At 60.9% G+C, this 19,257-nt stretch carries 15 protein-coding genes; 8 read left to right on the forward strand and 7 right to left on the reverse strand.

The annotated features are described in order from the left end of the window. Positions 1 to 41 precede the first annotated feature (41 nt). The 4 genes from J3P86_RS05245 (at position 42) to J3P86_RS05260 (ending at position 4,498) form a co-directional block, all read left to right on the forward strand. A complete protein-coding gene (locus J3P86_RS05245; RefSeq protein WP_434653565.1) occupies positions 42 to 1,463 on the forward strand; it encodes an amino acid permease in 1,422 nt (473 codons plus the stop codon). 193 nt (positions 1,464 to 1,656) lie between these two features. Then, on the forward strand, positions 1,657 to 2,031 hold the full coding sequence (locus J3P86_RS05250; RefSeq protein ID WP_434625828.1) for a GtrA family protein: 375 nt from the start codon (positions 1,657 to 1,659) through the stop codon (positions 2,029 to 2,031). Further along, positions 2,028 to 2,978, forward strand: coding sequence for a glycosyltransferase family 2 protein (locus J3P86_RS05255; protein ID WP_434699584.1), 951 nt, complete (start codon positions 2,028 to 2,030; stop codon positions 2,976 to 2,978). The genes J3P86_RS05250 and J3P86_RS05255 overlap by 4 nt, the downstream gene beginning before the upstream one ends. 38 nt (positions 2,979 to 3,016) lie before the next feature. Beyond that, the gene (locus J3P86_RS05260) at positions 3,017 to 4,498 is read left to right on the forward strand and encodes a glucosyltransferase domain-containing protein (protein WP_434699586.1); all 1,482 of its coding nucleotides are present in this window, start codon (positions 3,017 to 3,019) and stop codon (positions 4,496 to 4,498) included. Between the two features lie 92 nt (positions 4,499 to 4,590). Here the strand turns inward: J3P86_RS05260 and J3P86_RS05265 are convergent, their stop codons facing one another. The 6 genes from J3P86_RS05265 to J3P86_RS05290 all read right to left on the reverse strand — a co-directional run bounded on the left by J3P86_RS05265 (position 4,591) and on the right by J3P86_RS05290 (position 14,785). Then, the gene (locus J3P86_RS05265) at positions 4,591 to 6,210 is read right to left on the reverse strand and encodes an FMN-binding glutamate synthase family protein (RefSeq protein WP_434699587.1); all 1,620 of its coding nucleotides are present in this window, start codon (positions 6,208 to 6,210) and stop codon (positions 4,591 to 4,593) included. Between the two features lie 206 nt (positions 6,211 to 6,416). Continuing rightward, entirely contained in the window at positions 6,417 to 7,823 is a 1,407-nt protein-coding gene (locus tag J3P86_RS05270; protein ID WP_434699589.1) for an ATP-binding protein, read from the reverse strand. Next, on the reverse strand, positions 7,820 to 9,625 hold the full coding sequence (locus J3P86_RS05275; protein WP_434699591.1) for a DAHL domain-containing protein: 1,806 nt from the start codon (positions 9,623 to 9,625) through the stop codon (positions 7,820 to 7,822). Before J3P86_RS05275 ends, J3P86_RS05270 begins: the two co-directional genes overlap by 4 nt. After that, positions 9,622 to 10,581, reverse strand: a complete 960-nt coding sequence (locus J3P86_RS05280) for a cytochrome-c peroxidase (RefSeq protein ID WP_434699592.1) — start codon at positions 10,579 to 10,581, stop codon at positions 9,622 to 9,624. Before J3P86_RS05280 ends, J3P86_RS05275 begins: the two co-directional genes overlap by 4 nt. A gap of 41 nt (positions 10,582 to 10,622) precedes the next feature. Next, positions 10,623 to 12,497, reverse strand: coding sequence for an EAL domain-containing protein (locus tag J3P86_RS05285; protein ID WP_434695735.1), 1,875 nt, complete (start codon positions 12,495 to 12,497; stop codon positions 10,623 to 10,625). Further along, a complete protein-coding gene (locus J3P86_RS05290; RefSeq protein WP_434699594.1) occupies positions 12,494 to 14,785 on the reverse strand; it encodes a GGDEF/EAL domain-containing response regulator in 2,292 nt (763 codons plus the stop codon). Before J3P86_RS05290 ends, J3P86_RS05285 begins: the two co-directional genes overlap by 4 nt. 226 nt (positions 14,786 to 15,011) lie before the next feature. On the opposite strand from J3P86_RS05290, the gene J3P86_RS05295 reads away from it, so the two are divergent. From J3P86_RS05295 to J3P86_RS05310, 4 genes are all read left to right on the forward strand, one after another. Continuing rightward, a complete protein-coding gene (locus J3P86_RS05295; RefSeq protein ID WP_434625810.1) occupies positions 15,012 to 16,379 on the forward strand; it encodes an HD domain-containing phosphohydrolase in 1,368 nt (455 codons plus the stop codon). 213 nt (positions 16,380 to 16,592) lie between these two features. Then, complete coding sequence (locus tag J3P86_RS05300) at positions 16,593 to 17,009, forward strand: NUDIX hydrolase (RefSeq protein ID WP_434699596.1); 417 nt, start codon at positions 16,593 to 16,595, stop codon at positions 17,007 to 17,009. A gap of 23 nt (positions 17,010 to 17,032) precedes the next feature. Continuing rightward, entirely contained in the window at positions 17,033 to 17,671 is a 639-nt protein-coding gene (locus J3P86_RS05305) for a LysE family translocator (protein ID WP_434602926.1), read from the forward strand. After that, a complete protein-coding gene (locus J3P86_RS05310) occupies positions 17,668 to 18,165 on the forward strand; it encodes a GNAT family N-acetyltransferase (RefSeq protein WP_434699598.1) in 498 nt (165 codons plus the stop codon). The genes J3P86_RS05305 and J3P86_RS05310 overlap by 4 nt, the downstream gene beginning before the upstream one ends. Before the next feature lie 66 nt (positions 18,166 to 18,231). Here J3P86_RS05310 and metR read toward each other — a convergent pair whose 3' ends face one another. Next, entirely contained in the window at positions 18,232 to 19,149 is a 918-nt protein-coding gene (metR, locus tag J3P86_RS05315) for a transcriptional regulator MetR (protein WP_053124730.1), read from the reverse strand. Between the last annotated feature and the right edge of the window lie 108 nt (positions 19,150 to 19,257).

Below are 19,257 nucleotides of genomic sequence, written 5' to 3' on the forward strand. Positions count from 1 at the left end.
ACTCGGTGGTTAATCCAATAACAAGACGAGGTTGTATCCCTATGCCAGTCGGCAATCCTCTGCCCCATGGCGAGACCGCTCAGGGTGGTCCGCTCAAACGTGAGCTCGGCGAGCGGCATATCCGCTTGATGGCGCTCGGCGCCTGCATCGGTGTCGGGCTGTTCCTCGGTTCGGCCAAGGCCATCGAAATGGCCGGCCCGGCGATCATGCTGTCCTACATCATTGGTGGCCTGGCGATCCTGGTGATCATGCGCGCCCTCGGCGAGATGGCCGTGCATAACCCGGTGGCCGGTTCGTTCAGCCGTTATGCCCAGGATTACCTCGGCCCGCTGGCAGGCTTCCTGACCGGTTGGAACTACTGGTTCCTCTGGCTGGTGACCTGTGTGGCGGAGATCACCGCGGTGGCGGTGTACATGGGCATCTGGTTCCCCGATGTGCCCCGCTGGATCTGGGCGTTGGCCGCACTGGTCAGCATGGGCTCGATCAACCTGATCGCGGTCAAGGCCTTCGGTGAGTTCGAGTTCTGGTTCGCCCTGATCAAGATCGTGACGATCATCGCCATGGTCATCGGCGGCGTCGGCATCATCGCCTTCGGGTTCGGCAACGATGGCGTGGCCCTGGGCATTTCCAACCTGTGGACCCACGGCGGCTTCATGCCCAACGGCGTGTCCGGCGTGTTGATGTCTCTGCAAATGGTGATGTTCGCCTACCTGGGCGTCGAGATGATCGGCCTGACCGCCGGTGAAGCGCGCAACCCGCAGAAAACCATCCCCAACGCCATCGGTTCGGTGTTCTGGCGGATCCTGCTGTTCTACGTTGGTGCGTTGTTCGTGATCCTGTCGATCTACCCGTGGAACGAAATCGGCACTCAGGGCAGCCCGTTCGTGATGACCTTCGAGCGCCTGGGCATCAAGACCGCCGCTGGCATCATCAACTTCGTGGTCATCACCGCCGCCTTGTCGTCCTGCAACGGCGGGATCTTCAGCACCGGTCGCATGCTCTACAGCCTGGCGCAGAACGGCCAGGCCCCGGCCGGTTTCGCCAAGACCTCGAGCAACGGCGTGCCGCGCCGGGCGTTGCTGTTATCGATCGCCGCGCTGCTGCTGGGCGTGCTGCTCAATTACCTGGTACCGGAGAAAGTCTTCGTCTGGGTCACTTCCATCGCCACCTTCGGCGCGATCTGGACCTGGGTGATGATCCTGCTGGCCCAGCTGAAATTCCGCAGAGGCCTGAGCGCGTCCGAGCGTGCGGCGTTGAAGTACCGCATGTGGTTGTACCCGGTCAGCTCGTACCTGGCGCTGGCATTCCTGGTGCTGGTGGTGGGCCTGATGGCGTACTTCCCCGACACGCGTGTGGCGCTGTATATCGGCCCGGCGTTCCTGGTGCTGCTGACAGTGTTGTTCTACACGTTCAAGTTGCAGCCGAAGGAACAGGTGCAGGGTTCGATGCGTTCCGCATCGTAAGCCCGGCACTGTCGAAGAAAGCCCCGGCCGAATGACCGGGGCTTTTTCATGGGCTCGAAGAAACCTGACCCCCGCCTCGCGGCAATTGCCGAAGCGTTTTCCTGAACTGTCTCGCTCCTGTTATTTCTAACGCAAGACCGCGTGTTTAAGGCGCTGGACGTCATGTCCGGCGGCACTGACCGTTGGAGGGAGCATGAAAGCGATATGGAATGGTTTTTTCAGCTATTCGCTCGTCGGATTGGCCAACACGCTGATCCACTGGCAGGTGTTCTTTGTGCTGCGCGTGGCGTTCGACTTCGATCAGTCGACGAGTAACTTCATCGCTTTTTGCCTCGCCGCGACATTTTCCTTTTATGCCAATGCGCTTTATACCTTCGAGGCCAAGCTCTCGGTGCCGGGTTATATGCTGTTCCTGTGTGTCATGGGCGCCCTTAGTTTCATCGTCGGGCATCTCGGGGATCGCTGGCAGTTGCATGGCCTGCTGACCGTCGCGGCGTTCTCGCTGTTAAGCCTGGTTCTCGGTTTTCTGTTTTCCCGGTTTGTCGTGTTTCGCGGACCTTGTCCATGAAAATTTCGCTGATCGTTCCGGTGTACAACGAAGAGCAGGCGATCGGCCTGTTCTACCAAAGTGTCCGCGAGCATCCGCAGCTCCAGGAACATAGCGTCGAGATTGTTTTCATCAACGATGGCAGCAGCGACCAGACTGCCGCACTGGCGCGTGAGATAGCGTTGGCGGACAGCCAGGTTGTGTTGATCGACTTCTCGCGTAATTTTGGCAAGGAGCCGGCCTTGTTTGCCGGGATCGAACATGCCAGCGGTGATGTGGTGATCCCGATGGACGTGGACCTGCAAGATCCCATCGACGTCATCCCCCGGATGATCGAGCAATGGCACAAAGGCGCCGAAGTGGTGCTGGCCAAGCGTCGCAATCGTTCATCCGACAGTTACCTGAAGCGGCGCGGGGCGGCGTTGTTCTACCGCCTGCTCAATCGGATTGCCTACCCGCACATTGAACAGAACGTGGGCGACTTTCGCCTGATGGACCGCAAGGTCGTGGAGGTCATCAAGACCCTTCCCGAATATCAGTTGTTCATGAAAGGCGTTCTGTCGTGGGCCGGTTTCAACACCGTCATCATCGAATACGACCGCGCCGGCCGCGCCGCTGGCAACAGCAAGTTCAACGGCTGGAAGTTGTGGAACCTGGCACTCGAAGGCATCACTTCGTTCAGCACCGTGCCTTTACGGTTGTGGACTTACGTCGGCAGTTGCATTTCGTTGGTTTCGTTGCTGTATGCCGCCTACCTGATTCTGGACAAGTGGATCTTCGGGAACGATCTGCCCGGTTATCCATCGCTGATGACCGCGATCCTGTTCCTGGGCGGCGTGCAACTGATCGGGATTGGCGTGTTGGGTGAATACATCGGGCGCATTTACCTGGAGACGAAACATCGGCCTCGGTATGTCATCAAGGAAATGATCCAGGGCGGACGACCCAAAATGCGAGATGAACCGTGAGCCAGTCCCTGTGGGCCAGGGTAATGACGCCACGGGAAGTGCTGCTGTTTTTCCTGGCGGCCAGTTTTCTTCATATCTTTCCCCTGGTTCAGGCTGATTATTTCTATAACGACGATAACTGGCGGGCGCTGGTGGCGGGCGAGGGCTGGCGCGAGGAAGGGCGGGTTGTCATCGAGCTGTTCTACAACGCCCTTTCGTTTGGTTCGAAAGCGCCAGATCTGTTTCCTTTGCCATTGTTCGTCGCCACCGCGGGCATCTCGTTTGCGCTGAGGTCGCTGACGTTTTTTTATTTCAAACGGCCGACGTTTGTTCATTGCCTGGTCGTCCTGCCGATCTGGTACAACCCGTTCTTCTTGCAGAACCTGTCCTACCACTACGACGGGCCGGCGATGGCATTGGGACTGGTGGCGCTTGTTTACGCCGCAATCTGGTCCAACGGCAGGGCCTGGCGAGACGTATGGATACCGGCATTGTTACTGGCCGTGGCCCTCGCGATCTATCAAGTGCTCATCGGTTTTTTTATCGCCATGTGTTGTGTCGATGTGATCAGACGGGTGTGGGAGGGCGAGCCGTCGGAGCAACTACTGCGGTTCATTACGCGCAAGCTTCTGGTCATTGTCGGCGGCGTATTGGTCTATTACGTCACGGCTTATCAACTGATGACCGGAGCGCGTCAGGCGTTGTTGCCGCTGCAAGCCAGCAGTCTGATGGAAATGGGCGACCGGCTTTTTTTTCTTGCGCATCTGCTGGTTGAAGGGGCCCGACCTTGGATCTGGAGCGGCGCGTTGCTCATGCTGGTCGGGTTCGCATGGGCAGGCATCGGGTTGTTCCGTCGTCCAGACCTGCTTTGGCGAAAAGCACTGCTGTTGCTCGTTTATCTACTGGCCCTTCCAGTGCTCCTGTTCTGCATCCCTGGCATCACGCTGTTATTTGCCGAGTTCAACTACGGTGCCAGGACGCTGGTGGCTTTTTCGGCGTTGTTATTGCTGACGTTCTTTCTGAGCCTGCAAATACTCACCCGTGTCCATGCAGGACTGGGACTGGTCTTGTTGATTCCGTTGTTGGCGATGTTGTCATTCTCCTTCGGACACGGCCGTGCCCTGTCGCTGCAAAAGGAACAGGAAGCCGTGGTGCTGGCTTCGCTGGCTTATGACATCAACCATTCGCCGCTGCGCGATAAAAGCCGTCTCTACATGGTCCCCGAACTGAAAGCCAACTGGCTCCCGGCGGCCAGTGGATTGTTCGCGGCGATGCCGGCTCAACGGTATGTGCTGGGCGTGGGTTACGTATTACTGCCGGAAAGCTTGCCGCGAGCGGGCATCACCAACGTGTATCTCGCCAAGGATGCAGAAGTGGTTGAATCGATCCGGCGCGGGGATTTCCTGCCGGTGGTGTCTACAGGGTTTTATGACCTGTTTGTCATCAATGACAGCGGCTATATCTTCATGAAAAAACCGCAGGGTGATCCTGATATGGCGCCCAAGTTGTGTTTGATGGTTGATATCGAGCGGTGTCGCTGAACGTCCGCGGCGGCTGCCTTGGGGCTGCTGCGCAGCCCAGCGGGGATGAATCCCCTCGCCACAGGTGTTTGTGCGCATCTGCAATTCCGCTTCTAAGCAGCCGCTATTTCCTGAGGCTCAAAACTGTCCGCCCGTGCCAACTGCCACATCCGCGAATAGAACTCGCCATTGACCTCACCAGTCAGCAGCTCCCCTGGTTTGAGGAAAACATGCAGTTGGGAGAACAGCTTGATCTCCGTAGCCGACATGCGCCGCACCAGATGCTTGGGTTGCAGTTGCGAAGGATGGTCGAGGCCGGCGGCGGCGAGCATTTCGGCCAGGGCCTTGAGGGTGTTGCGGTGGAAGTTGTAGACCCGCTGGGCTTTGTCCGGGACGACCAGGGCGCGCTGGCGCAGGGTGTCCTGGGTGGCGACGCCGGTGGGGCACTTGTTGGTGTGGCAGCTTTGTGACTGGATGCAGCCGATGGCGAACATGAAGCCGCGTGCGGCGTTGGCCCAGTCGGCGCCGATGGCCAGGACACTGGCGATGTCGAAGGCGCTGACAATCTTGCCGCTGGCGCCGAGCTTGATCTTGTCCCGCAGGTTCAGGCCCACCAAGGTGTTGTGCACAAACAGCAGGCCTTCGCGAAGCGGCACGCCGATGTGGTCGGTGAACTCCACCGGCGCGGCGCCGGTGCCGCCTTCCTTGCCGTCGACCACGATGAAGTCGGGCAGGATTCCGGTTTCCAGCATGGCCTTGGCGATGCCCATGAATTCCCACGGATGCCCCAGGCAGAACTTGAAGCCCACCGGTTTGCCGCCGGACAGTTCGCGCAGTTGCTGGACGAACTGCATCAGTTCGATAGGCGTGGAAAACGCGCTGTGGCAAGACGGCGAAATACAATCCTCGCCCATGAGTATGCCCCGGGTCTCGGCAATTTCCCGAGTGACCTTGTGCTTGGGCAGGATCCCGCCGTGACCCGGCTTGGCGCCTTGACTCATCTTGATTTCGATCATCCGCACCTGTGGGTTCTGCGCCTGGATTGCGAAGCGCTCCGGGTCGAAGCGCCCGTCGGAGGTGCGGCAACCGAAGTAACCGCTGCCCAATTCCCAGGTCAGGTCGCCGCCGTGTTCGCGGTGGTAAGGGCTGATGCTGCCTTCGCCGGTGTCATGGGCGAAATTGCCGAGCTTCGCGCCCTGGTTCAACGCCCGGATGGCGTTGGCACTCAGGGAGCCGAAGCTCATCGCCGAGATGTTGAACACCGACGCCGAGTACGGCTGGGTGCATTGCGGGCCGCCGACCGTGACGCGAAAGCCGCTGGGGTCGCTCAACGGGGCCGGGCGCATGGAGTGGCCGATGAATTCGAAGCCGGTCTGGTAGACGTCGATCAAGGTGCCGAACGGTTTGTCGGCGCTTTCGTTCTTGGCCCGCGAGTACACCAGCGAGCGCTGGGCGCGGGAAAAGGGCAGGGCATCGCTGTCGGATTCGAGCAGGTACTGGCGGATCTCCGGGCGGATGCCTTCGACCAGGTAGCGGATGTTGCCCAGGATCGGATAGTTACGGCGTACCGCGTGACGGCTTTGCAGCAGGTCGAACACCCCCAGCAGGCTCAGCAGCCCGGTCAACAGCACGATCGGCCAGAGCCAGTCGTGTCGCAGGAACGGCAGGCTGGCGAGGGTAAAGATCACACAGCCGGCGAAGAAGGCGTAGCGGCTCAGCAACGATAGGCTCATGCGGGTTCCTTGGGGAGGGGCGATGGGGGCGCAGAGATTTTGCGCTTGCGGTGAAACGGCAGGCAACAGAAACCCTGTGGCGAGGGGATTTATCCCCGCTGGGCTGCGAAGCAGCCCCAAACCGACGACCCGGTGGGCCAGGTAAATTGAATTGCTTTCAGGGGGCTGCTGCGCAGCCCAGCGGGGATAAATCCCCTCGCCACAGGTCACCCCGCCAACTTCATCTGCCGTACCGGCAGCTCCACGCGAAAGGTGGTCCCGACGCCGACTTCGCTGCGCACGGTAATCTCGCCGTGGTGTTTCTTCACGATGCCGTAGGACAGCGACAGCCCGAGCCCCGTGCCCTGGCCGATGGGTTTGGTGGTGAAGAACGGGTCGAAGATTTTCTGCAGGGTTTCCGGTGGGATGCCCGAGCCGTTGTCGGCGACTTCGATCCAGACGTTGTCGCCCTCGACCCCGTTGCGCAGGGTGATGGTGCCGCGCTCGGGGCCGATGGCCTGGGCGGCGTTGACGATCAGGTTCATGATCACCTGGTTGATCTGCGACGGCAGGCATTCGACTTCCGGCAGAGGGCTGTATTGCTTGACCACGTCGGCCTTGTATTTGATTTCGTTGGCGACGATGTTCAATGTCGAATCCATGCCCTGCTGCAGATTTGCCATCTGCCATTCCTGGCTGGAGTCGACGCGGGAGAAGTCCTTGAGGTCCTTGACGATCTGCCCGACGCGAGCGATGCCGTCCTTGGATTCCTTGATCAGTATTGGAATGTCCTCCACCAGGAAATCCAGTTCCACCTGTTCGCGCAGGCTTTTCAAATTCATCGCCAGCTCTGGCGAGGCGATGGCCTGTTCGGCGCTGCCGTAGGCCTGGAGCATTTCCTCGAGTTTGCTGAAGTAACCGCCCAAGGCGCCGAGGTTGGAAGAAATGAAGCCGATCGGGTTGTTGATTTCGTGGGCCACACCAGCCGCCAGCTGACCGAGCGAAGCGAGCTTTTCCGACTGCACGAGCTGGCTTTCAAGCATCTTGCGTTCGTCGATTTCCATCTGCAGCAATTCGCTGGCCTGCTTGAACGCCAGGGTGCGTTGCTCCACCAGGTCTTCGAGCTTGTTCATTTTCAAACGGGCACGGGAAGTCATTTCCCATTTGGTGGTCAGGGTATTGGCCATCTGCTGGACTTCGATGTTGTCGAAGGGCTTTTTCAATATGAGCAGACGGTCGTGGCCGTTCAGGCGGTCGAGCAATTCGTCCCAGGAATAATCCGAATACGCGGTGCAGACCACCACCTGCAATTGCGGGTCGACTTTCCACAGCTCTTCGATGGTCTTGGCGCCGTCCCAGCCTTCGGGCATGCGCATGTCGACGAAGGCCAGGGCATAGGGAAGCTCCTTGGCCAATGCCCCTTGCAATTTGGCCAAGCCTTCCTGGCCACCGTAGGCCGAGTCGAGTTCGAACACGGTGGCGGCGGGTTTCGGGGCCTCGCCGAACAGCGCGCTTTCCATGTCCTGCAAGTCGCTGTCGCTTTCGTCCTCCGGGGTCAGGATCTTGCGGAAATCTTCGTGGATGGCGGGCGTGTCATCAATCAAGAGGATGCGCCGGTTGCTCAGGCTGTTCATGGCTCACCTTCTGCGAGTTTCAGGGGCAGCTGCAATACAAACGTCGCCCCGGTACCAGGCCCCTCGCTGTGTGCGGTGAGGTGGCCGTTCATTTCAATCGCTGCCAGTGCGCAACTGTGCAGGCCGAACCCGTGGCCGTCCTTACGGGTGGTAAAACCATGGGCGAAGATGCGTGTCATGTTCTCCTCCGGGATGCCTTCGCCTTCGTCCTTCACGCTGATCTGCAGGGTCTCATCATCTACGACGGTGGCCTTGAGCGTCATGTTTCGCGCATGGTTGGAAACCCCGGCCATGGCGTATTTGGCATTGCTGATCAGGTTGATCAGGATCAGCAACAAGCGGTGTTTGTCGCCCATGATCCGCGGCACTTCGCCGTAGTCCTTGATGACCGTTACATGGTGGCGGGTCAGGGCTCCGGAGTTCATGCGCAGGGCGTCTTCGAGCAGTTCGCTGACCACCAGGGGTTCCATCAGGCTGTTGGCGCCGGCGTAGGACTGCTGCGTGGAAACGATGTCCTTGATGTGGTCCACGCTCTTGCTCAGTTGCGCCAGTTCATCGGTCAGGCCTTGTTGTTCCACCGCGATGGCTTCCACCAACTGGTTGAGGTAGCCGGGCAGCAGCTTGCCTTTTTCGTCCTCGGTGAGGAAATGCCCCAGGTCGTGGTTGTGTTCGTTGATCAGGTTCATCGCCTTGCCCAGCCCCAGGGCCTTGCTGCTGCGCAGCTTGCGGCTGACCAGGTCGGCGGAGATGTTCACGCTGTTGAGCACGTTGCCGACGTTGTGCAATACGTTGGTGGCGATCTCCGCCATGCCGGCCTGGCGGGCGGTGTCCATCAGTTCGCTCTGGGTGTCCTTGAGCTGGCGGGTGCGCTCTTCGACCCGTTGTTCGAGTTCGTCGTTGGCGGTTTGCAGCGCACTGTTGACCCGCTTGATCTCGCCGAAACTGCGTACCAGCCGAACCGCCAGCCAGATCAGGATCAGCACCAGGAGGGTAGCGAACACCAGCAACATAATGTGGTTGCGCTGATGCTTGGCGGCGGCTTTTTCCTGATCCTTTTCCAGCAGACTGGTGATGGTGTCCAGGCGGGCGGCCAGGGGGACGGCCTCGAAATCGCGCAGTAGCTGGTTGACCAAGGGTTGCTCACGCAGGATCAGCGCAATGTGCCTGCGCAGGATTTCCACGGAGCTGACGAGCCCGTCCGGCAAGCGCTCCTTGTTGATATCCAGCTGGTTGAGGCCCATCAGGATTTCGGCAGCCTGGTCCTGGGTGGTGATCTGCGCGAACTCCAGCGTGGCGAGCAGCAGGTCGTAGGTGTCGATGGTGGCGCTCTGCAGCCGAAGCTTGTCGTTATCGGACAGCAGGGAGAACTGGCGCTGGATATCGTCTTCGGCGGTGGGCAGGAAAGCCAGGGAGTTGCGCAGCACCGCGTTATGGGACTTGAACTGTTCCACCAGGCGGGTTTTTTCCTTGAGTGCCTTGAGGTACTCGTCGCGCTGGGTCGACCAGAGCTCGGGCGCATGGCGGCCCGGCTCCGCCTCGATGGCATCGAGGCGCTGCCACAGGCGCGTCATTTCATTGAGCGGCGATACCAGCGGGTCGTAGTTGTGGCTCAGGGCGATTCGCGACTTGAGCACTTCGTTGTCCCAGATCCCGTCCTGCTGCTTGAGCAGGCGGATCAAGTCGCGCGATTCGATGTGCGAGGCGGCTTGCTGGGCGCCTGATTCGATATACATGAACAACAGGACTGAGGCCAGCAAGACGCCGATGAAAGCCAGGCCGAGGCGGCGGGAGAGACTGTTCATAGCGGCTTGCCCTCCCATTCGCCAGTGAGGGTCTTGAGGAACTCGACGATCAGTTCGGTATCGTTTTTCAGCGGCTCACGGCCCAGCTGGTACTTGAACATGACTTCCACCGCGCGCTCCAGGGTCGGCGCGGAGCCGCCATGGAAATACGGCGCGGTGACGGCCACGTTGCGCAGGCTCGGCACCTTGAACACCTGGCGGTCGGCTTCGTCGCCGGTGATGTTGAAGCGGCCGTTGTCGGCCCGGGTGGGGTTGCCCCGGTCCTGGATGTAGTCGCCCATCACGCCGAACTTCTGAAACATGTTGCCGCCGATGTTCACGCCCTGATGGCAGGCGATGCAGCCGTATTCCTTGAAGCGCTGGTAACCGAATTTTTCCCGGGGGGTGAGAATGTCAGTGTTGCCCAGCAGGTATTGGTCAAAGCGCGAATTCGGCGTCAGCAGGGTGCGCTCGTAATCGGCGAGAGCGCCCTGGATGTTGGGCTGGGTCACGCCGCCGGGGTAGGCGTCGGAAAAATCCCTGGCGTAGCCCGGATCGTCGGCGATGCGCTTGACCACCGTTTTCCAGTCGCTGCCCATTTCCCCGGGGCTGGTCACGACGATGTGCACCTGTTCTTCCAGGGTATCGACGCGACCGTCCCAGAACTGATGGAAGTTCAGGCTGGCGTTGAACACGGTAGGGGTATTGACCTCCACCGGCTTGCCGTCGAAGCCCAGGGAAAACTGCTTGTCATCGGCGCCGCCCTTGTCCAGGCGATGGCAGCTGGCGCAGGACAGCGTGTTGTTGACCGACAGCCGTGGGTCGTTGAACAGCCGCTGGCCCAACTGGACCCGCTTGGGGTCCAGGGCCGGCGCGGCGGGCAGGGGTTTGAGCGGTTCGTCCAATGGTTCTGCGTGAGTGGTCACGCTGTATCCCAGAAGCAGGCAGAGAGCCAGAATCAGTCCGTGTGACGCCATGGGATGCTTTCCTTGAAACTTCGGTTTATGGACTCAATTGCTCATGAAAACGGATTCGGTTTTTTTTCCCATGCCGCCATCCACTGGGCAAAGGCCTGCGGCTCCACGGCCTTGCTGAAGTAATAGCCCTGGGCTTCCTCGCACTGGTGCGCCTTGAGGAACGCCAGTTGCTCGCGGGTTTCCACACCCTCGGCAATGATGTGCAGGTTCAAGCTCTTGCCCAGGCTGATGATGGTGCTCACCAGTTTCGCGTCGTTGCTGTCGATGCTCAGGTCGCCGACGAACGACTGGTCGATCTTCAACACGTCCACCGGAAATTTCTGCAGGTAACTCAGGCTCGAATAGCCGGTGCCGAAGTCATCGATGGCCAGTCGTACCCCCAACTGCTTGATGGCCTTGAGGGTGGCGACGGTGGTATCGATGTTCTGCATGAGCACGCTTTCGGTAATCTCCAGTTCCAACTGTGTCGGGTCCAGGCCGGTTTCCTTGAGGGTGCGCGCAATGCCTTCGACGAAACCGCGCTGGCGAAAATCGATCGCCGAGACATTCACCGACAGGTATAGCGGTCGCATGCCCTCGGCTTGCCAGCGACAGGCCTGTTGGCAGGCTTCCTGGAGCACCCACTGGCTCAGCGGTACGATCAGCCCGCTGTCTTCGGCCACCGGAATGAAATCCGACGGAAAGACGAGCCCCTGGTCGGGCCGGTTCCAGCGCACCAGCGCCTCGACACCGACCACCGCGCCGCTCGTCAGATCGAGCTTGGGTTGGTAATGCAGCACGAATTCCTTGCGTTGCAGCGCCAGGCGCAAACCTGATTCGATGGTCTGCTGCTGCCGTGCCCGGCGGTTCATGTCCTCGGTGAAAAAACGGTAGTCGTTGGGGCCGGTTTCCTTGACGTTGCGCATTGCCGTCTCGGCTTTCTTGATCAGCGCCACGGCGTCGAAACCGTCAGTCGGGTACACGCTGATGCCCAGGCTTGCCGTCACCGTCAGGTCATGGCCGTCGATGGGGTGTGGAGAGTTGATCGCCGCGAGCAGTTTTTCCGCCACGCCCTTGATCAATTGCGGATCGGCGACGTCGCCGAGGATCACCACGAACTCATCGGAGCCGTAGCGAAACACCGAGTCGGATTCACGCACCACGGTGGCCAGGGTGCGTGCCACCCGCTTGAGCATCTCATCGCCCACCGGATGGCCCAGCGCATTGTTGATGCGCTTGAAACGGTCCAGGCCGATGAACATCACCGCCAGCTGCCGGTCATGCCGACGGCACTGGGCCAGGGCCTGGGTCAGGCGGTCGCCTAGCAGCATGCTGTTGGGCAGTTCGGTGAGGACGTCGTATTGCAGCAGGTGAGAGACCTTGAGCAGTTCCTGGACCCGCTCTTCGATCGTGCGCTCCAGGCTGCGCATCTTCCGCGCTGCGTCTTGCGCCAGTTGCCATTTCCAGGTCATGGCGCTGGCCATCTGGCGGATTTCCAGGGTGTCGAACGGTTTCTTGAGAATCAGCAACTGGTCGTCGAATTCGATGCGCTCGGACATGGTTTCCCAGGAATAGTCCGAATACGCCGTGCACAGGGCAATTTGCAGTCGCGGGTCGGCTTTCCACAGCTGTTCGATGGTTTGCAGGCCGTCCCAGCCCGGCGGCATGCGCATGTCGGCGAATACCAGCGCATACGGCTGGCCCTCGGCCTGGGCGCGCTTGACCAGCTCCAGCGCTTCCTCGCCCTGATAGGCCGAGTCGATCTGGAATTGCAATCGATTGACCTGCGGTGTTCCGAACAGCAGGCTCTCGGTGTCGTCCAGCGAATCGTCATTGCCGGCGCTGGGGCTGAGGATCTTGCGAAAATCCTGGTGGATGGCGGGCGTGTCGTCCACCACCAGGATTCGCCGGTTGGCAGGTACCGACATGGGGTTCATGGGTTGCTCTCCGATAGCTGGCTGGCCGGCCGGGTCCAGTGGTCCGCCACCGGCACGATGGTACCGGCCTTGAGCAGTGCGGCCGCCTGGTCGCTGTCGACCACGGTACTGAAGTAATGCCCCTGGGCCTGCATCGAGCCGCCGCTGGACATCAGGGTGGTGCGTTGTTCCTGGGTCTCGACGCCTTCGGCAATGATGCCGATGCCGACGTCCCGGGCAAAGTTGATGATCGCCCGCAGGGTCGTGGCGTTTTCTGGATCGGCGTTGGCGCTGTCGAGGAATCGCTGGGCGAGCTTGAGATGGTTGACGCGGTAGGTCTTCAGATAATCGAACGAGGAATACTCGGTGCCGAAATCATCGATGGCCACCTGCACGCCGAGTTCGCACAGGCGGGGCAGCACGTCGTTGTGGGTCCATTTGGTCTGGGCCAGGGTCGCTTCGGTGACATCGAAGCGCAGGTCCCAGGGCGCCAGCTCCCAGCGCGCGGTGGTGCGCAGCACGTCGTAGATCAGTTCCGGGCCGGTCTTGAGCTGGGTCAGGGACAAGTCGATGGCGATCACCGGCGGCGCCATGCCCTGGTCGCGCCATTGGCGCATCTGCTGGCAGGCCTGGTCCAGGACCCAGTGACCGAGGCCGATGATGATCCCGGTTTTCTCGGCGGCAGGCATGAACGCCGCCGGCTCCAGCCAGCCGCGTTCGGGGTGGTTCCAGCGCACCTGCACGCCCATGCCGAGGATCTTGCCGGTGCCGAGGTCGACTTCCGGCAGGTAGTGCAAATGCAGTTCGTTGTTCTCGATGGCCTGGCGCAGGTCATTGGCCAGGGCGACCCGGTCGGTGACTTCCTGATTGATCTCTTCGTTGTGGAAGTGATATTGGTTGCGGCCCTTCTCTTTCGAGCGGTACAGGGCCATGTCGGACTGCGCCATCAGGCTGTCGGCGCTCAGGCTTTGTGGCGTGTACAGGCTGATGCCGATGCTCACCGAGATGCGCACATCGTTGCCGTCCAGGAAATAGGGCGCCACCAGCGCGTCACGGATTTTGCCGGCCAGCGCGGCGCAGTGCGTCGCTTCGTGGACATCTAGTTGCAGGATGGCGAATTCATCGCCGCCCAGGCGCGCCACCACGTCGTTTTCCCGGGTACAGCCCTTGAGGCGCGCCGCAACTTCCTGCAACAGCAGGTCGCCGATGGGGTGCCCGAGGGTGTCGTTGATGCGCTTGAAGTGGTCCAGGTCCAGGTAGAACATCGCAAACGGCGCAGCTCCCCGGCGCGCGGCGGCGAAGGCCTGGTGCAGGCGTTCGATCATGGTGGCGCGGTTGGCGAGCCCGGTCAGGCCATCGGTGCGGGCGAGCAGGGCGATCTTTTCCTCGGCCACTTTGCGCTCGGTGATGTCGAGGATGATGCCCTCGACTTCCAGCAACAGGCCTTGCTCGTTGCGCACAGGAATGTAGCGGTTCTCCACCCAGCGAAAGGTGTCGTCTCCGGTGCGCATGCGAAACTCGATGGACGCCCCGACCGTGTCGCGGTCCAGGACGCGGACCATGGCCTCCTGGACCTTGCCCTGATCATCGGGGTGGATAAGGGTTTGCGCCCAGTCCGGCGAACTGATCAGTTGCGCCGCGACATGGCCGAACTTGGTGATGTTGTGCGAGATGTACATCAACGGGAACGGCGGCTCGCCACGCAGGCGGTAAAGGATGGTCGGGCTGTTCTGCACGATGATGTTGGCGTCGGCCAGTTCCCGGGTGCGTTCCTCCACCGCCCGTTCGAGCATGTCCATTTTCAGCGCCGCGTCTTCGGTCATCTGCCATTTGACGGTGAGGGTGCTTGCCATCTGGCGGATCTCGATGGCGTCGAAGGGTTTCTTCAGGATCAGCAGGCGATCACCCAATTCCAGGCGATCGGCGATGTCCTCCCAGGAGTAATCCGAATAAGCGGTGCACAGCGCCACTTGCAGCTTGGGATCGACGCGCCACAGCCGCTCGATGGTTTCAAGACCGTCCCAGCCTGGCGGCATGCGCATGTCGATAAACGCCATGGCGAAGGGTTTACCCCGGGCCAGGGCCGTTTCTACCTTGCTCAAGGCCTCCATGCCCTGGAATGCCGACTCCAGCTCGAAACTCTGGGCGGCGATCACCACCGGTGCGCCGAACAAGGCTTCTTCGGCGCTGCTCAGGCTGTCTTCGGGGATCACGTGGGGGGCGAGGATCTTTCGAAAATCCTCATGAATCGTTGGCGTGTCGTCGACGATCAGGATCCGCCGGTTGGATCTATCCATCGGCAGGCTCATGGCCGTGCACCGTCGAGATGCTGACTATGGAACCGTGGGAACATCTGATATCCCTTTCGCTGGCATGAGTATTCGGCCTGTACTTGGCCCTTCATGAGGTACAGCATAGTCGGCTCAAGGAAACCGCGCGGTGCATGGTGGCGAATTGTGTCTAAATGTCCGCTATCTACTAGCCTGTCTGTCAGGGGTAAGGTAGAACGGTGATCGTCAATAGGAGGGGGTGCCAATGGAAGATCAGTCGTCGAACGTTCCTGCTGCGAAGCCGACGGTGTTGCTGGTGGATGACGAAGAGTCGATTCTCAACAGCCTGCGTCGGCTGTTGCGCAGCCAGCCGTATGAAATCCTGCTGGCCGACAGCGGTGCGAAGGCCTTGGAAATCCTCAAGGAGCGGCCGGTCGACCTGGTGATGACCGACGCCCGGATGCCGAACATGGACGGCGCCACGCTGCTGGCGGAAATCCGCAAGCTGTATCCATCGACCTTGCGCATCCTGCTCACCGGCTACGCCGACGTGGACATGATGACCAAGGCCATCAACGAGGGGCAGCTCTATCGCTACCTCAGCAAACCCTGGAATGACGAGGAACTGGTGCAGGCCCTGCGCCAGGCCTTGGCCCACCAGCATTCGGAAAGCGAGCGTCAGCGCCTCGAAGCGTTGAACCGCGAGCAGAACCAGCAACTCAAGACCCTCAACGCCACGCTGGAAAAACGCGTGGCGTCGCGCACCGCCGAGCTGCAGCAGACCGCCGATATGCTCGACCTGGCCTACGAAGAGCTCAAGCGCAGCTACGTGACTGGCACCGAAGTGTTCTCGCTGATCGCCAACCTGCGCCTGCCCAAGGCCAAGCAGACCAACCGGCAGATCATCGAGTTGATCCGGGTCTACAGCCGGCTCAACTTTCTCGACGAGTCCACCGACCGCGACCTGACCATGGCCGCCGCCCTCTACAACATCGGCAAGCTGAGCTGGACCGATAACATGATGGTCACGCCCGCCGACATGCTGCACCACAGCGAACTGGAACTGTACCGGGCCTATCCGAAGCAGAGTGAATCGCTGCTGATGACCCTCGACCCGATGAAGGACGCGGCGCGCATCATCCTCCATCACCAGGAGCGCTGGGACGGCAGCGGTTTCCCCGATCACCTCAAGGGCGAGGCGATTCCGTTCGGTTCGCGGCTGTTGAAACTGGCGGTGGATTTCATCGAATTGCAGCGTGGGTTGATCCTGGAGCGGCAGATGAACAGCGATGAAGCGCTGGTCTACATCCGCAAATACGCCGGCAAGCTGTACGACCCGAACATGGTCGAGGACTTCATCAAGGCCTGCGGCGAATACCTGGAAGACGTGACCCTGTCCGACCCGACGGTGAAGGTCGTGACTACCCGCGAGCTGGCGGCCGGCATGGTCCTGGCGCGCAATCTCAATGCCGACAACGGCATGCTGTTGCTCAATGCCGGCAAGGTCATGAGTGCTCCGCTGATTGAAAAACTCATCGCCTTCGAGGCGATGGAAGGGGCGCGGTACAGCGTGTTCGTCAAGATCCCCGAGGAGGAAGCGGATCCTTCGGTGCCGAAGCCGATTTTGGGGTGATGAAAATCTGCCGGACGATGGGTTCCCTGTGGGAGCGAGCTTGCTCGCGATAGCGGAGTGTCAGTCAAATATTTTCAACTGATCCACTGCCATCGCGAGCAAGCTCGCTCCCACAATGGGGCTTTGTCGGGTTGGGGATCTGGGCCAGGCTTTGCTCCCACCGCCGGCCCCTGTAATCTGCCCCGGCATTTTCTGCCCGAGGCCTTTTTGACCATGACCATTGCTCTTATCCGTATCGCCGCCGCCCTGCTCATCGGCCCTGACGGCCGGACCCTGCTGGTACGCAAGCGCGGCACCCAGGCCTTCATGCAACCGGGTGGCAAGATCGAAGCCGATGAACAACCGGTCCAGGCCCTGGCTCGGGAGCTGGAGGAGGAACTCGGCCTGAGGATCGACCCGGCGCATGCTCGTCACCTTGGACAGTTCAGCGCGCCGGCCGCCAACGAGCCGGGTTTTACCGTGCAGGCCGAAGTGTTTTTGCTGGACATCGATGCTCGGGTTTCTCCCGCCGCCGAGATCGAGGAAGTGTGTTGGATCGATCCGGCCGGTACCGGCGATTTGTTGCTGGCGCCGTTGACAGGCGAGGTGATCCTGCCGTTTTATCGAGCCACTTGTCTCGCGACTTGCTGATTCAATACTCAAGGACTGACGCCATGATTCCATTGCCGGACCTGCTGATTTTCGCCGCCGCCGCGTTGTTGATGGTGCTCACGCCCGGCCCGAACATGATCTACCTGATTTCCCGTTCGATCTGCCAGGGCCGCAAGGCCGGCGTCACCTCCTTGCTTGGCGTGGTGGCGGGCTTCTTCGTGCACATGTTCGCCGCGGCGGCGGGGCTGACGGCGGTGTTCCTGGCAGTGCCGATGGCTTATGAAATCCTCAAGTGGGCCGGCGCGCTGTATCTGCTCTGGCTGGCCTGGCAAGCGGTGAAACCGGGGGCTCGCTCGCCTTTTCAGGCCCAGCAGTTGCCGGCGGACTCGACCCGCAAGCTGATCACCATGGGTTTTCTCACCAGCGCCCTGAACCCGAAGATCGCGGTGTTCTACCTCTCGGTGTTTCCGCAGTTCATCAGCCCGGAGCACGGCTCGCTGTTCACCCAGAGCATCATCCTCGGGCTGACTCAGATCAGCGTGAGCTTCAGCGTCAACCTGCTGATCGCGCTGTTCGCCGCCGGCATCGCCTCGTGGTTTGTCCACAACCCGACCTGGCTGGCGGCGCAGCGCTATTTCATGGGGTTTGTACTCGGCGCACTGGCGCTGCGACTGATGCTTGAGCAACGGCGTTCGGCATGAACATCCGACGGCTGAAGGTGGCTGATGCCCAGGGCTATCGGGAGTTGATGCTCCAGGCCTATGAGTTGCATCCAGAGGCTTTCACCTCCAGTGCCAGTGAACGGGCGACGCTGCCCATCAACTGGTGGGAGTCACGCCTGACCAGCCGGCTCGATGTGATCCTCGGGGCGTTCGTGGTGGACGAACCGGTTGGTATCGTCGGCCTGTCCCTGGAGCATCGGTTGAAGGCCAGGCACAAGGCGACCCTGTTCGGCATGTACGTCGCCGCCGCCCATCGCCAAGGGGGGCTTGGCCAGCAACTGGTCCAGGCGGCCCTCGACGAAGCCCGTCGTCACGCCTTTCTGCGGCTGGTGCAACTGACCGTCACCGCCGGCAACGACCCGGCCGTCAAACTCTACCAGCGCAGCGGCTTCGTTTTGTACGGGCTCGAACCGATGGCGATTCGCGTGGGCGATGAGTATTTCGACAAGATCCACATGTGGCTTGAACTCTGAACCGAGCGACCATGACCGTTGCGCTTTGTGGCGAGGGGATAAATCCCCTCGCCACAAAGGCCCTTGTCAGCGCACGGCACTGACGCCGTCGAGTGTCGAGAATGATGTGTCCTTGGCCGTCAGCAAAAAATCGCGCATGTACGGCGCGTCGAGCATGTCGGTGCGCACCGCCGCGTAGAGCGTGGCGAACAGACCCTTCTCCCCCAGCCGCTTGGCCTTCACGTAGCCCCGTGAGCTGTATTCATGCAGTGCCCAGTGAGGCATGCCGCAGACGCCCCGGCCGCTGGCAACCAGTTGCATCATCATTACCGTCAGCTCGGAGGTGCGAACCTGGGCCGGTTCGATGTCGGCCGGCTCCAGGAAACGGGTGAAGATGTCCAGCCGATCACGCTCCACCGGGTAGGTGATCAGGGTTTCGCTGACCAGGTCTTCGGGCACGATGTACGGTTTGCCCGCCAGTCGATGCTGGTTCGCCACCGCGAGCATCGCCTCGTAGGTGAACAGCGGCACATAGGTGATGCCCGCCAGCTCCAGCGGATCGGAAGTGACCACCAGGTCGAGGTCGCCCCGGGCCAGGGCCGGCAGCGGGGCGAAGGCGAAGCCCGAGGCCAGGTCCAGCTCGACTTCCGGCCAGGCATCGCGGAACTGGTCGATGGTCGGCATCAGCCATTGGAAGCAGCTGTGGCACTCGATGGCCATGTGCAGACGCCCGGCGGTGCCGCCGGCCAGCCGCGCGATGTCCCGCTCGGCGCTGCGCAGCAATGGCAGGGCGGCATCCGCCAGTTGCAACAGGCGTAAGCCGGCGCTGGTGAACCGGACCGGTTTGGTCTTGCGCACGAACAGCTGCATGCCCAGGCGCTCCTCCAGTTCCTTGAACTGGTGGGACAGCGCGGACTGGGTCAGATGCAGGCGTTCGGCGGCCTCCACCAGGCTGTCGGCTTCGCGCAGGGCGTGCAGGGTCTTCAGGTGACGGAGTTCAAGCACCGGTGTGGCTCCATGAGTAAAACTTGTGATCAACACGAAAAGATTGAGTTTGTCTCATGTGGGTCCGGCTGTCGACAATGACGCCATCTTTTACAGAAGGACATTCAC

The sequence above is a fragment of the Pseudomonas sp. D1-1 genome, from assembly GCF_051132225.1.
GTDB lineage: Bacteria > Pseudomonadota > Gammaproteobacteria > Pseudomonadales > Pseudomonadaceae > Aquipseudomonas.

What these genes read in the sequence shown, in the direction of transcription:
- J3P86_RS05245 (WP_434653565.1), top strand. Translation starts at nt 42, where the DNA reads ATGCCAGTCGGCAATCCTCTGCCCCATGGCGAGACCGCTCAGGGTGGT.
- J3P86_RS05250 (WP_434625828.1), top strand. Translation starts at nt 1,657, where the DNA reads ATGAAAGCGATATGGAATGGTTTTTTCAGCTATTCGCTCGTCGGATTG.
- J3P86_RS05255 (WP_434699584.1), top strand. Translation starts at nt 2,028, where the DNA reads ATGAAAATTTCGCTGATCGTTCCGGTGTACAACGAAGAGCAGGCGATC.
- J3P86_RS05265 (WP_434699587.1), bottom strand. Translation starts at nt 6,210, where the DNA reads ATGAGCCTATCGTTGCTGAGCCGCTACGCCTTCTTCGCCGGCTGTGTG.
- J3P86_RS05270 (WP_434699589.1), bottom strand. Translation starts at nt 7,823, where the DNA reads ATGAACAGCCTGAGCAACCGGCGCATCCTCTTGATTGATGACACGCCC.
- J3P86_RS05275 (WP_434699591.1), bottom strand. Translation starts at nt 9,625, where the DNA reads ATGAACAGTCTCTCCCGCCGCCTCGGCCTGGCTTTCATCGGCGTCTTG.
- J3P86_RS05280 (WP_434699592.1), bottom strand. Translation starts at nt 10,581, where the DNA reads ATGGCGTCACACGGACTGATTCTGGCTCTCTGCCTGCTTCTGGGATAC.
- J3P86_RS05285 (WP_434695735.1), bottom strand. Translation starts at nt 12,497, where the DNA reads ATGAACCCCATGTCGGTACCTGCCAACCGGCGAATCCTGGTGGTGGAC.
- J3P86_RS05290 (WP_434699594.1), bottom strand. Translation starts at nt 14,785, where the DNA reads ATGAGCCTGCCGATGGATAGATCCAACCGGCGGATCCTGATCGTCGAC.
- J3P86_RS05295 (WP_434625810.1), top strand. Translation starts at nt 15,012, where the DNA reads ATGGAAGATCAGTCGTCGAACGTTCCTGCTGCGAAGCCGACGGTGTTG.
- J3P86_RS05300 (WP_434699596.1), top strand. Translation starts at nt 16,593, where the DNA reads ATGACCATTGCTCTTATCCGTATCGCCGCCGCCCTGCTCATCGGCCCT.
- J3P86_RS05305 (WP_434602926.1), top strand. Translation starts at nt 17,033, where the DNA reads ATGATTCCATTGCCGGACCTGCTGATTTTCGCCGCCGCCGCGTTGTTG.
- J3P86_RS05310 (WP_434699598.1), top strand. Translation starts at nt 17,668, where the DNA reads ATGAACATCCGACGGCTGAAGGTGGCTGATGCCCAGGGCTATCGGGAG.